This window comes from Bacillus sp. BS98 (assembly GCF_008432245.1).
Classification (GTDB): domain Bacteria; phylum Bacillota; class Bacilli; order Bacillales; family Bacillaceae_G; genus Bacillus_A; species Bacillus_A toyonensis.
In genome coordinates this window covers 66551-79938 of sequence record NZ_CP043831.1, presented here as the reverse complement: position 1 = coordinate 79938, position 13388 = coordinate 66551, and the positions used below count along the sequence as shown (strand labels likewise).

Here is a 13388-nt window from a genome sequence, read left to right as displayed (position 1 = left end):
ATAATAAGGAAGTTACACTTAATTAGAGAAAACAAATAAGGGAGAGAAAAAACTATGACAAGATTTACGAACCATAATGTAGATAACACGATTTTAGAAGAGGATGTAGAGCTTTTAAAAGTTATGGCACACCCAATGCGTTTAAAACTGATCAGTGAGCTTTCTAAACATAAAACACTAAATGTAACCCAAATGACCGAAATTTTAAACATTCCACAATCAACAGTTTCACAACACCTATCTAAAATGAGAGGGAAGATTCTAAAAGGAAATCGTCAGGGGTTAGAAATTTACTATAGCATCCAAAATCCTAAAGCTGAAGAAATTATGGGATTATTAGGTGCAGTACAATGATTTCTCTTAATTTTCACACAATAAAACATTTACTGTAATTCTTTAAGACTAAAATACTTTTATTATAGGCGCTCTGTGTTGCGTCTTTTTATATTTTTAGTTACCATAGTATTGAAAGAAGAATATAACTGAAAATTAACTTCCTGGAAGTAATTCTAAACAATTCCCAATATAAATAGGAAAGGAGACTATGATGATGAATCAAGTGTATAATAATATTTTTCATTACTATAAAGGAAACAGTAAACAAAATGATCATGATTTACAATTTGAAAACAATGTTACAAAGGCTTTGATAAATGTCTTACAACATAGTTCGTCATCAGTAACAACAGGTTTTATAAAATTAGTAAATCCACTTTATGAAATCAATCCAATCAATCCTTATACATATAGCTTGCAAATTGGAAGTAAATTAAATAAAACATCTAAAATTGCAGTTGTACTAGGCATTGCTGAAGACAATTTTTTGTCTCCTGAAAAACAACCCAAAAGGAAAACGAGTATACCAGACGCTGCCATTATATCCGATGATATTGCAATACTAATTGAAACTAAAATTGGTTATGACTCTAAATTAAGTGAAAATCAACTTATGCACCATAATGATAAATTCCAATCAGAACAATTAAACTTACAACCGCCGATTATTCTTACGTGGAATAAAATTCGAAAGTATTTTAATGATGTTATTAAACAATATAATCCAGATTCTAAAACATATTTTCTGATTAAACAGTTTGATGATTTTTGTGATATTAATGGAATAGGTGGCATAACACACCAACACCATTTTATGAAATTACCCTTATTATCAAGAGGGATTGCACAAGAAATTGACGCATATATATGGAATACCTTCCAAGATGTTTTTGAACCACCACAAACCAAGAGAGGGATTGCATATAAACGAAAAAATAGTCGAGCTGGATTTGGTAAGTTATGTACAGATCGGCAATGTTTAATTTTACGTTTTGGACCAAAGGGAAGTAGCAAGGGTTTAGAAATGCAAGAAGTTATAGACAAGATATTTGGAAAATCATTTGTGCGTAAAGGGAGAGATTTAACCGGTTATACGCATGAAACATATATAGATTATCAAGTTGTATCTCAGTTAGAATTACTTGTTCCTTATATACATCAATCTTATATTGAAACACCATAGTTTATTAAAAAATATCAAATTTCATCTTACATCTCAATAACTAAGAATACTTTTCATTTTGAGATATAAGTTTTTTTGATTTGATTATTAGTAGTGTACAATCTGGTTTGGAGCTAAGAGCAAACATGTGTGAAACCGGGTATAATCCGACCAAGAATACTTTATTAACTCATGTAATATGAAAGATCTAAACTCGATAAATATTTTTCATTTTATATCTCAATAACATAACATTACTTTTAATTTTGAGACGGTATTTTTTCATTTTTAATGACTACCTATAATAAAGGTTATGTAAACTAATAAAAAGTAAGTTTGTGTGGATACCCTTATATGAGTGGTTTCTATCAGCATCCCTCTCCCTACCAGTACATGATTCACATTCAAACTCCAAACATACTATGTACACAATAGCCATGATAAGAACGCATAACATAATAACTAATACAACCAATGTGTTGGTTTCATGATTCATTACAAAAGAATCATTTTTTTAAACATGTAATGATATTCAGATGAACCATATAAAAGAAATGAAAATACCTACGATAGTTCGTTATATTGGTGGATTGCAATTAATACTAGTTATTTTTGAACTTTGTTATAATGGTCAATCCATTTATGTCCTGAATTTGGGTAATTTTCTAAGAATCGTTTTTTATTCGTATCACCGTTATACGCTTTTTTGAAATCGTTCCATTTCATATTATTTTCTTCTGAAGTTCCCAATTTGATAATAGCAAAACCTTTTTCGGTTCCATGAAGATAGAAATAGTCAGATTCTTTAGTAGAAAACGGGCTTCTAGAATCTCCAAAACTTTGTTTTAGAGACACTTTAATGACAAAATATTCACCGCGGCTGTATTCCGTTTGCTCTATTTTATAAAATTGATAATTACCTTCATTAGGTTCATTACCATATCCCCATACCTTCCATTCATCATCCGTCATCACTTCTATTGAAAAAGCTCCTGCATCTACTTGATATGTGACTCCTTTTTCATATGGAAGTGGATGCTTAACATCGTTATCCGTTTCTTTTTTGATTGTTTCTTTTTTTGTAGTTTCCTTTTGGGTAGGTTCTTCTTTAGTTGTTGTCGAAGTATCCCCACATCCTGATAGTAATAGTGTAGAACCAATCAACAACATTAGTATGTACTTTATATTTTTTAGCACAATCTGTTCTCTCCATTCTTTAAATACAAAACCATTTTATCAATTAAATTATATATTATACTATTGTGATTAATAGACATCAATCTAAATTTGTATTTTCTGGAATTCACTAAAAGGTAGAACTCAAGTTTCATTTCTACTTCCTGATTTGCTGAATTTATTACTTATCCTAATTATTATCTAAAAAAGCATGAAGTTAATTGTTATTTATATAGCAAGAATAACAATTAACTTTACATTCTAAAGCTGTATCGGTTTATATGCTAGCACTATATCTACTATTTGTTCTGGACTAAGATCTTTTTCATTCCAATATATTAGATCACTTACTTCTGGATGTGGGGCACTTCTTACTACAGTTTCTAACATTTCATCAATCTCTTCTTCAGTTCCTTCACATTCTACAATTTTACCTACTAGAATTATCAGTTCTCCTCTTGTTAATTCTTTAAACATACATTTCACCTCTTATCTTATTAATTTAATACCTTGTATAAAGTGCATTCATCGAGAAGATATCACTATAAAATTTATAACGTAATCGTCACCTTGACATTGTTTTGCACTCCTATAGCTATCCAATATTCTCACTACATTTATTAGATTATCGCATTGGCTAGCTTATAGTAAAAATGGTCTGTATATGATGATTAATCACAAACAGATCATTTTCAAATTCTATTCATATCAATTTCATAGCCCGAACTTTTTAATTCTTTTGCTAACTTCATTTTCCAGGCATCGAAACCATCCATTGTTATGTATATACTCACTTTCCTAGTCTTGAATTCTCATCATAAATTCCCCTGATATTTATTATTCTGCGTCTTTTAAAATATGTCTCCATTTTTCACAGAAGTTTACCCTAGATTCTTCGTGTCCTTCAATCAGTGCGTTTAAATAGCTTTCATATTCCATTTTAAGAGCCTGAGTAAACAATTTCACATCATATAATACCCAACCTTCTTTACTATGCACATCAATAAGATTTCTAGTATTAAATGTTAGTGCAGTATTTTTTTTAGTCTGCGCCTGATGTAGTATTCCACATCTCACATTACTATAAAAATGTCCTGCCCACTTACGATTAAATGGTCTACCAAAGCTTCCTTGATCTCCATTAAAAAACGGACTATTAACTAAAAAATCTTTAAAAGCATCTCTTGATTCACCACTTGTATCGCGCACTCCTTTATAAAATTGCTGAAAGGTTTCTACTAATAAACAATTGAGTGCCATAATACTAAATGCTTTACTTAAACTAGGATCACTTTCGCATTTCTCCAACATTGCATCTGTAATATCAAAAAACCTTCCCTGAATTCTGTCTTCAAAAATTATAATAGCTGTTTGCCAACTAGTATTTTCACTGGTAGGACTTAGATTTTCAAATAAATCCCTGTAGTCATTTAATTCATATTTTGGCGAGATATATAGTTTATTATTTAACATTTCACTTCAGTCCTTCTCTATATTTATTACATGCTTTTATTAATAGATAAAGCCAATTAACAGTGTAAAATCCAAGATGAAATAACTAATTATACATACAAAGAAACTTACTTCATCTTATCAAAAATCTTAATTTTCAGTCAACTGTTGGTTGTTTAATATACCTCTTTATGTTATCTTTCTACAGTAAAAAAATGGTCTGTTTATGATGGTTAATCACAAACAGACCATTTTCCACAGTTCGGACAATGTATTACAGAGAAGCCTACAAAATCATCGTAATTCTCTTCAATTTCAATTCTTAATAATGAAATATTACCATCATAGACGAATTATGTTGCATTCCAACACTATTTTTTTCCTGAACAAAATATATACTTTCTTCAAGTGATTAATGATTACCTCTTATTTCAGATTCATATATTCTTCTAAAGTTAGTTTTTCTTTATATATATTTTCAGCAATATTTCCTACGTAACGAACATGCCAAGGCTCATATGCATATCCAGTAATATTCTCCTTACCTTTTGGATAACGAATGATAAATCCTGCACGATGTGCGTTATCTTTCAACCATTTCCCTTCCTTCGTATTCGCAAAGGCTAGCTCTAGTTCATTGTTTGCACTTTTAGAAGAAACATCCATAGTTAAGCCTGTTTGATGTTCACTATGCCCTGGCTTTGCAGAGAAACGATCCGTATGCTCTTGCCCATTCTTTTTAACATTGCTGGCATACAGGCCTTTTTGATACTCATAGGAACGAAATCCTGACACAGCATTCAACTGTATACCATCTTGCTTAGCTAAAAAGAATAGTTTTTCTAACGCTTCCGCTGCCTCTTTACGAAGATGACTCTTTTCTACGGTTCCATTAAATGAGAATGGCACATTTGGTACAACTAAATCCTCTGGCTTATAGTTTTCGGGTAAACCATATTCCTTATTTACTACAGCCTGTATACTAGCAAAAGAGCTTGCTATCTTACTTGAAGTCCCATTTTGCTTTCTATTTTTTTCATTATTTATGGCATTTTCACTAGTTTCATGGTTTGTCTTATATGGTTCTTTACCAATAGATATATTGGTGTAAATGATAAAGATACCTAAAATTACTACTATACAAGTTAAGGTTCCTACTAATTTAATTCTCATCATTCATTTCCTTCCTACAACTCCTACTGTTACTCATTCATCATACTTCAACCATATCAAATCCATATTAATTCCTTGTGAACTTTTCTTCATAACGTATTCTTTAATAGATTGATAGTATATCTTCCCGTTCTTTTGACACCCTTAAAATATCAGCATTATTTATACATGTAGAAAAATAATCTAAAAATTTATATAATAAGATAAAAAGTGTAGCATTCAATTATAGAAAGGGCTTGGTATAATGCTAGGTATTGATGTCAAAAAAACAAAAGAAGAGTTAATTATTTCATGGCAATTTGCCGAGATCACGATTCCATTACGTGATGTGATTGAGGTTACCGAAGATGCTACCTATGCGGGTGTTGAAGAACCAAGTGCAATCCGTATCGGAACAGCATATGGGACAACTGATCGTATATTAATTAGAACTGTAAAACAAAATTATGTATTATTTACTACAAACAAAGTGTCGATTTTAAAAGCTATTCTTGCTTAAATATGGTCATATAAATCGACTCAAACAAAGTTCGAATAAAGCAAAGGAGAGAAGTCATAGAAATTTCCTTATTTTATTAAATTCATTAGTATAGCTGATAACACTTTTGAATTCTGCAAAACGAAAATTATTATCTTGGTCACTTTTTTCTATATTTGAGGGTAACATGTAATTGATGCTGCAGAAATTGGGATGCAAAATTGCATATTTAATTCAGATATATTGATGTATAATGAAGGTGAACTGCTCAACATTTTTCTTTTAAGTTAGTATGTCAAAACCTAACTACCTAAAGAACTCAGGTAAACGTATGTTATGTCATTTTAAGAAATACAAAAGGCGCCCTTACAAGGGCGCCTTTTGTATTTCTTAAAATATATTCTAATATTTTATGTTTTAGAGTTCCTCTATTTGAATCGTAAAATGTGGTTTGAATTTCACTTCAATTGTTTTGTTTCCTACGCCACCTTGGACATACAATGAATCATTGCGGGTATAGATTCGTTTAGCTGAATCCATATTGGCTTTAAATATACAATTATTTTCATAAAACATTTTTAATTCAACAGTTTCCTCGTAATAACACATAATCATTACTAATTCAAATCCCAGTTTGTCTATTTTATTATATCTATATGCACCTGCACCAGGAATAAAATAATCTTCTGGTTCACTCTCGAAAATTTCCAATAATTCGTATTCATCATATTTAATATTCAACTTGAGTATTCCTAACTTATTTTATAGGTAGCGTATTTATAGTTTCCTATATGAAGCAGTGACTATTATTCTGGACATAAATCAAGCACATCATGAAACATAGCATATTCTACAGTCACCTGAGGGCCAAAAATTGTTACCCCCTCTGGGAATTTGAAATCTATTAAAACCTCATTTACTTCTGCATAGGATAGTTGTTTGTAATTTTTAGATGTTAAAGATTGTATAACTTGTTGGTCAAATTCCAATTGTTGACTCGTATAGGGCTGTGTGTCATATCCATCTAAAGTAGACATGAGTGACGTATCACCAGGGCAGTCAACTGTAAATTCATATTGTAAGTAAAATACTGGTGCCAATTTTGAAATTAATAAAGTACTGCTGTAGTCAATATTTAAATTCTCTTTTTTATATGCTTTAAAATCGAATACATATTTTTCTGCTGGCCAAATATCATCAATGTTGACAGGTGTTGTTTGAATGTGTGCATTATGAGTAAATACAGTTAATTCTTTTGGTAATTCAATTTTATTTTCACATCTAAGTAAATATTCATTTACAGCTCCATTTACATAAAAATGTTGTATTGCATTTTTTACTAATTCATTCATAAATGAATCCTTTCTTAACCCATTTTCAAATCATGTCCCCCAGATTTGTCCGCAGGTTTGGTTGAATTTAAATTAAAGTCTACTTCTCCCTGATGTTTCCCCTTTTTATTAAGTACTTCAAATCTACCATGTTGTGTATCTAAAGCATAAAGATTCTTTGATTTTGAATCAACATATACGTCCCTTTTATTTACTCTGCTCAGTTTAGAGTCTTTTTTCCATCCATTTTGCTCAGCAATGCCTTTTGAGGCTATTTTTATTTCAGCAGCTTTTTCATTTATATTCATTTTTGCGATTTTTTTATCAAAGGCTGCTACATCGAAAGTACCATTCGCTCCTGTTTTTGTTACATTACCGAGATTCTTAGCATTTTTCTCAAGATCGGATAGTTTACCAAATGTACGGCCAATTACTTTTGTTGTACCAGCAGTAACTCCATATAGGGTTCCCCATACAAATTCGCTTGGACCATATTTTTCATGAGTAAACATATCTTCGCCCGTAAAGAGTTGGATACCTTGTTTTACTTCTCCGATTCCAGGAGAAATATCAAGCATGAATGAAGTTTGTTCAGCTGAACGTTTTTGTTCTTCCAAATACTCCTGCATCTTTTCAGGTGGCACACCAAAATCACGTAAAGTGTCTTTTAGTCCATCCATATTCCCCATTTTTTTTGCGGCTGCTGGTATATCAATTTTGTAACTTGCAATTTTATTAGCAGTACCTAAAAGATTATTCGTCGCGTCGATACCTGACATAATATCTGTGTGAAGCGTTGGGAAAGCTTGTTGTGCTTCTTTAATATGAGTAGAAACACTTCTTGTTAAATCTTCGGCCATTAATGCTTGCTTATGTAGCGACTTAGCTGCCGTATCAACTGACTTAGCAAATTTATCTACACTTTTATTAAAAGTGTGTAAATCTTTAGCCATTGATTTGTATGCAGGTATTCTACCCTTAAAATCTTCACGCCAATCTTTAATCTCTATTGCAGTATCTTTTAATCCGTCAGCTTGTTTTCGGAGCTCTTCTTGTGGTAAGGAATTTATGAATTTTTCTATTGGTTCAATATATGCTTCTCCTACTTCTACTGGAAAACCATTATACATGTTAAGTGACGCTGCAATTACATCCATGTATTCTGCACTGTATTCTGCTAATTGTTTTTTTGTTTCTGGTAACAGATTTTTAGCAGCCTGTACATTGTTAATAATATCGCCAGAATCCTTATTAGCTTTATCTAAAACCATAATACTATCTTTTAATAGCGTGAATTTATGGATTTTACTAAAATCATTTTCCATCATTTGCAGATTCGTGAGGATTGACTGATATTTTACTTGAACATTTGGATCAGCTTCCTTTGCGTTTATGTTATCAACGAAGCTCTTAATGTGTGATCCTTTTAATGTTGTCAGGAATTGATTCATGCTGTGTGCCAATTCACTTGATTCGAGAACAGCCGTATCAATATTTTTCGCTTGATTGGCATCAGCTAATCGCTTTGAGTGTATTTGAATTAATTCTAGACCAAATTTCAAATCGTCTACACCTTGACTAATCTCATCCATTTTATCCGATAAAGATTGGTCAAACACGACTACAAAAAGTTTTTTTACAACGTATGTCTTCCCGTTGTAATTTACTCTAAACCATAAGGGGCCATCTTCCCCCACTACTTCAAGAATTTCATCTTCTCCAACTTGAATAGGATTGAATCCTCTTAAGACTGTTCTTGAACCGTATATGTTATGATCAAAAGATTTAATTTTTACCCAGCCTTTGACCATTTTCCCTGTTCTATCAAATTGAAATTGTTTCCCTTGATAGTTTACATCACCTTTTCGAATGGCACCTTCATCATTAGCGAGGTACCAATGTGTAGCTTGCGGAAACCAACCCTTTTGAGCTGCACCAGTTGTTCTATCAAAATAATAGTCTTTCCCGTCAACGGTATTCCATCCAACTAACAGATTTCCGTTTTTATCGAAGAGATACGTATCGTCTCCCGATCGTAATAATCCAGTATGTTTCACGCCTGGTTTATCATAATAATATTTCTTTTCTCCTTCTACAACCCAGCCAGTTGTATTACCTGTCTCGGCAAATGCATATGAAGGTGCAACTGCAGAAATTAGTAAAAATAATGATAAGAGCAATGTTGCAAGCTTCTTCATATATATCAACTCCTTTTCTATTAATCACAAAGAATTATTATATTCTTATAAAAAAATATTAATAGTTCATATGCAAAATTGCATATGTGGATAGATATCGATTTTATTTTCTTGAAGGCATTTAGGGCTATTGACATAAAAATAAGAGCCCTCCTATTAAGGAAGACTCTTATTCCTTATATTAAATGAATTCAATGATATACCAGGGCATTTTTTCTGTATGACGTTCTACACAAGCTTGATAAACTTCTTTTTCTCGATTACTCAATTTTTTCATTTTGAACTTCAAAAATTGCCTAATTTTACATTAAACACGGATTTAAAGTAAAATTGTGTTTGATCATTAAAATTGTTTACATCCTTTATGTAGGCTTCCCCCCTCTATTCTAGAGATATAAGTTTCCTCTCACATATAACAGTCACAATTACATATACGAAATTTAATTCACTCACGAAAGAAGTTAGCTAAATAAGGCCAACCTTCTTATTTATATAGTAATTTAGGAGTAAATCTTTGAAAATAACACTTAAAGCTCCTAAGAATTATTTACTTATTAAACATTATGTATATGATTATCTACATATTTATCATTACAATATTTAACACCTCATAAAATTAATACATTAAATACTATGTCTATACTTTAACGTAAGAATTCTCAATCCTATCGCTATAAGGTAGAGCAAAATTACTAACATAAAAATAAGCACATCCTGTAAAAACGGATGTGCTTATTTTTAAATTTTCATGCGTTTTTACGTTTTAAGAAAATCACTCCACCAACAATTAACAGTAATGCACCTGCAGCCATAGAGATCCAACTTGTAAGGTCAGCGCCTGTTTGCGGTAACCATCCAATTTTAGATTGAATTTCTTTCTTAGGTTGTGGTTGTTCTTTTACATGCTCTTTAGGTTGCTCTGATGTTGGAGTATTTTTATCTGGATTCGGCTGTTCTGGTTTAGGTTGTTCCGGTTTTACCTCTTTGAATTTCACTGTTTGTCCCTTATCTTCAATGTCAACGTGAATAGCTACTAAGACACTATCTTGATACAGTTCTTCAAATACTACTACTTCTTTACCTTGTAATGCAGAAGCATTACATGTGAAATCTAATGTGATAGAACCATTTTTCTCTTTTGCAGTAAACTTAGATTCTGCTGTTACTTCTTTACCATCAACTAATAATGGTTTGTTTGTTGCTTTATCCATTAGTTTACCTTTTACAACGTACTCTTTACCCACGATTAAGTCTTTGTATTCCACTTTATCTTGGATTGTTACAGACTTAGAAGTGTGCATTTCTTTTGTCCCATCTTTTTTGTCAGTTGCTGTTGTTTTAATTGAAGGAATCTTCTCATCTTTGACGATATGTTTAATGATTTGACCATTCTCTTTGATTTCAAAAGAGAACGTCTCTTCATTATTTCCTTAAAATGTTTAGGGGAAGCACACCAATTTTCAGCATGGAAAGCATTATTAACAATAATTGTGTCCTTTATGATTATCATTCTTCCCTTGGTAATAATAGTATTTCTTATAGTAGGGGTTACAACTCTTTAATAATTTATTTGCTTCTTATCCTTTCGCGAGAATCGTTTCATATTCTTGATGCAAGTTGAAGAGTTTTTGTGAAACTTACTACAAAAATATATGAATATTTGGACTATCTTTGTAATTTATTGTAAAATAATATACATAGAAAGATATTTTAGGGGAAATATAGAAAGAGTATGACTTTCAGCTTTTAAAAGGCTAAAGCATATCCTTTTGTTATTTTTAAAGGGGGATAAAGAAAAGAGTATGAAGGATTTAAAAAGAAAAAGTATTTATGTTTTATTAATAGTTATAGCAATTATGGGGTTAAGTGCTTGTGGTAAAGATCCATCAGATGATTTGCAATCTAAAAAGTGGAATGTCGTTGCTACCAATGGCGAATCATATACAGCAGAATTCGCTAAAAATACAGTTTCTTTCAAGATAGGCGCTTTCACAAGAGGTTTTACATATAAAATTAACAAAGATGAAATTAGTTTAGAAGAAGATGGGAAAGATCCAATTGTATTTGAAGTAGAAAAAGATGGTGATGAATATAAATTTAAAGCAACGACTTCAGCTATTAAAAAGAAATTTGGAGATTTGGCGTTATCACCAAGTAAATAATAAATGAAAAGTCGAGATAAAACTCTGTAATAATTTTACAGAGTTTTTTTATTTGGACTTATATAAGTAATTATTTAAGAAATTTTTACGTTGATACATATTAGTAATATTGTTGGTTGGAAATAAATTTTCAAAACGATTAAACTTTATTTCAAATCCACACCTCTTTCGTATTTTACCTCATTACTTTTAACAAAAGTAGTACCCTATAAGAACATTGTAATTAAAAATAAGCACAAAAAAGATTCCTTTTATACAAAGGAATCTAGTGGTTCAGCTTTTTTATAAACAGTTCGATTTTATTTCAATTTTACTTCTGTCTCTCTACTTCTAATTTGTTACCTTTACTATCTACCATTCTTAAAGAACCTGCTCTCAAGAACTCAACAGTATAATCTACTACCGCATTCATTTGTCTAGCATCTATCTTCTTACCGTCTTTAACAAATTCAGTAGGAATCAAAGTTACTTTATTACTGTCTTTATTGTATAACCATGTTCCTGTCATATGGTTGTCTTCATAAGAAGAGTTACCAGTGTCATCATAAGCCGTGAATGACTTATCTTGTCTAAAGTCTAAACCCTTACGAAACTCAGAACCTTTGTAACTACCCCAAGAACCGATTAACTCGTTACCGTCTGCGGATATTTGTACGTTACCATTATCAGAAGTAGTTGACGACTTAGAGTCGGTCTTCGTATCTACATCGAAACCTAAGGCTTTTGCTTCCTTCTCACTATGGGATTCAATAGGGTCGAATCCTTTATGCCAGTACTTGTTACCCTCATTAATCAAGTCCATTGACTTTTTAGACTTTTCTCTATCTTCGTCTGTTACTTTTCCTTTACCCTTCATAATTTCTACTTGAAGTGCATAGGCTTCACTATAACAGTCTACTGCTTTTAAAATCTCTTTATGAGCGTCTTCAAACTCTTTTGGTGGGTCTATCTTCTTAAACTTAGCGATAATCTTTTGCAACTCAGACTCTTCTTTTAGAATTTCTTTCTTTAAGTCAGTTTCCTTTTTAGTTTTATCCATAGCTATCTCAGTTATTACTGTAATTTTCTGCACTAACTCAGAAGATAAACCAGTCATTCGAGTTGGATACTTCTCTTTTGACAGCTTTTCTTTCGTTTCTGATTTAGATTCTACTTTTTCTTTTGGCTTTGCGTCTGTTTTATCGGTACCACAACCTGCCAATAGCATGAACGGTATCGCAAACGTTACTAGTTTCTTTGCTTTCACTATGCCCCATCCCCTTAGAAAAAATTGTATTTAATTAACATATTGTACCATATCATAATTTGTATAAATAAGATATAAAGTTATCTCATCATTAATTAAAATCTAGACTCTACATAAAAAAGCACTTGAACATTAAATAGCTGTTCGAGTGCTTTATTTCTTCCCTATGTTTCATGTAATTTTAAAAGAACCTCCAATTAAAGTTATGTCAATTACAATAAGTGAAAAGAAAAATATATATTCAATCATACTTCCTGTTCTTGTATATATCGGAAATCTTATTTTCATTTTCAAAGGATAAAGCAATTGAATCCCACTTGGAGTAAGGGCATCTAACACTAAATGACTTAATACTCCAATAAACATTCCTATATATATTATGGGGTACTGAGGAACTAGGTACTTAAGAAATGCCGTTATACCAAACAAAAAGATTAGACTATGTGTTATTGTTCGGTGACCAAAAGTTTTATTGATACCCCAAGATAATAAAGGTATTTTTCTTCATAAAGTAGATCCTTGATGACAAATATCTGGTATTAATGCTCCAATTATTGATGTGGCCGTTAATAAATATGGGTCATCCCCAATTCCCGCATAATTATGTGCAATTAAAGCGAAAGCTGCTCCTGCTGCTACATGAGTTGGGCCTCTCAATTGTATCCTCCTTTCTA

The 13388-nt window shown here is 31.5% G+C and carries 14 protein-coding genes and 2 pseudogenes; 5 read left to right on the top strand and 11 right to left on the bottom strand.

Going from position 1 to position 13388, the window contains the following annotated elements; translation table 11 throughout:
* Positions 1-54: 54 nt before the first annotated feature.
* Both F0362_RS27485 and F0362_RS27480 read left to right on the top strand, forming a co-directional pair.
* Positions 55-354, top strand: a complete 300-nt coding sequence (locus F0362_RS27485) for a transcriptional repressor PagR (protein WP_000196658.1) — start codon at positions 55-57, stop codon at positions 352-354.
* Positions 355-550: 196 nt separating this feature from the next.
* Complete coding sequence (locus F0362_RS27480; RefSeq protein ID WP_149890105.1) at positions 551-1519, top strand: hypothetical protein; 969 nt, start codon at positions 551-553, stop codon at positions 1517-1519.
* A 585-nt stretch (positions 1520-2104) separates the two neighbouring features.
* Here F0362_RS27480 and F0362_RS27475 read toward each other — a convergent pair.
* The 4 genes from F0362_RS27475 to F0362_RS27460 form a co-directional block, all read right to left on the bottom strand.
* Positions 2105-2695: a DUF5512 family protein gene (locus F0362_RS27475; RefSeq protein WP_149890104.1), complete on the bottom strand. Its 591-nt coding sequence runs from the start codon at positions 2693-2695 to the stop codon at positions 2105-2107.
* A gap of 240 nt (positions 2696-2935) precedes the next feature.
* A complete protein-coding gene (locus F0362_RS27470; RefSeq protein WP_149890103.1) occupies positions 2936-3151 on the bottom strand; it encodes a bacteriocin immunity protein in 216 nt (71 codons plus the stop codon).
* Between the two features lie 360 nt (positions 3152-3511).
* The gene (locus F0362_RS27465; protein ID WP_149890102.1) at positions 3512-4147 is read right to left on the bottom strand and encodes a hypothetical protein; all 636 of its coding nucleotides are present in this window, start codon (positions 4145-4147) and stop codon (positions 3512-3514) included.
* A 405-nt stretch (positions 4148-4552) separates the two neighbouring features.
* On the bottom strand, positions 4553-5299 hold the full coding sequence (locus tag F0362_RS27460) for a M15 family metallopeptidase (protein ID WP_172624237.1): 747 nt from the start codon (positions 5297-5299) through the stop codon (positions 4553-4555).
* Between the two features lie 244 nt (positions 5300-5543).
* Between F0362_RS27460 and F0362_RS27455 the strand changes: the two genes are divergently transcribed.
* Positions 5544-5798 (top strand): SunI/YnzG family protein, encoded by a 255-nt coding sequence (locus F0362_RS27455; RefSeq protein ID WP_149890100.1) that lies wholly within the window; start codon positions 5544-5546, stop codon positions 5796-5798.
* A gap of 396 nt (positions 5799-6194) precedes the next feature.
* Here F0362_RS27455 and F0362_RS27450 read toward each other — a convergent pair whose 3' ends face one another.
* The 4 genes and pseudogenes from F0362_RS27450 to F0362_RS27435 all read right to left on the bottom strand — a co-directional run.
* The gene (locus F0362_RS27450; RefSeq protein WP_149890099.1) at positions 6195-6518 is read right to left on the bottom strand and encodes a hypothetical protein; all 324 of its coding nucleotides are present in this window, start codon (positions 6516-6518) and stop codon (positions 6195-6197) included.
* A gap of 65 nt (positions 6519-6583) precedes the next feature.
* Complete coding sequence (locus F0362_RS27445; RefSeq protein WP_149890098.1) at positions 6584-7129, bottom strand: hypothetical protein; 546 nt, start codon at positions 7127-7129, stop codon at positions 6584-6586.
* 14 nt (positions 7130-7143) lie between these two features.
* Positions 7144-9306, bottom strand: a complete 2163-nt coding sequence (locus tag F0362_RS31045; protein ID WP_253265954.1) for a colicin E3/pyocin S6 family cytotoxin — start codon at positions 9304-9306, stop codon at positions 7144-7146.
* Positions 9307-10052: 746 nt separating this feature from the next.
* A pseudogene (locus tag F0362_RS27435) lies at positions 10053-10655 on the bottom strand (VaFE repeat-containing surface-anchored protein); the annotation flags it as partial.
* 72 nt (positions 10656-10727) lie between these two features.
* Here F0362_RS27435 and F0362_RS27430 point away from each other — a divergent pair.
* Positions 10728-10868 (top strand): annotated as a pseudogene (locus tag F0362_RS27430) (YIP1 family protein); the annotation flags it as partial.
* A gap of 240 nt (positions 10869-11108) precedes the next feature.
* Positions 11109-11468: a hypothetical protein gene (locus tag F0362_RS27425; protein ID WP_149890097.1), complete on the top strand. Its 360-nt coding sequence runs from the start codon at positions 11109-11111 to the stop codon at positions 11466-11468.
* A 310-nt stretch (positions 11469-11778) separates the two neighbouring features.
* Here the strand turns inward: F0362_RS27425 and F0362_RS27420 are convergent, their stop codons facing one another.
* The 3 genes from F0362_RS27420 to F0362_RS31035 all read right to left on the bottom strand — a co-directional run bounded on the left by F0362_RS27420 (position 11779) and on the right by F0362_RS31035 (position 13371).
* Positions 11779-12714 carry a DUF7018 domain-containing (lipo)protein gene (locus F0362_RS27420; protein WP_149890096.1) on the bottom strand — a complete coding sequence of 312 codons (936 nt, stop codon included), beginning with the start codon at positions 12712-12714 and terminating at the stop codon, positions 11779-11781.
* 171 nt (positions 12715-12885) lie between these two features.
* Complete coding sequence (locus tag F0362_RS31040) at positions 12886-13191, bottom strand: metal-dependent hydrolase (RefSeq protein WP_367396591.1); 306 nt, start codon at positions 13189-13191, stop codon at positions 12886-12888.
* Between the two features lie 27 nt (positions 13192-13218).
* Entirely contained in the window at positions 13219-13371 is a 153-nt protein-coding gene (locus F0362_RS31035; protein ID WP_253265953.1) for a metal-dependent hydrolase, read from the bottom strand.
* Positions 13372-13388 lie beyond the last annotated feature (17 nt).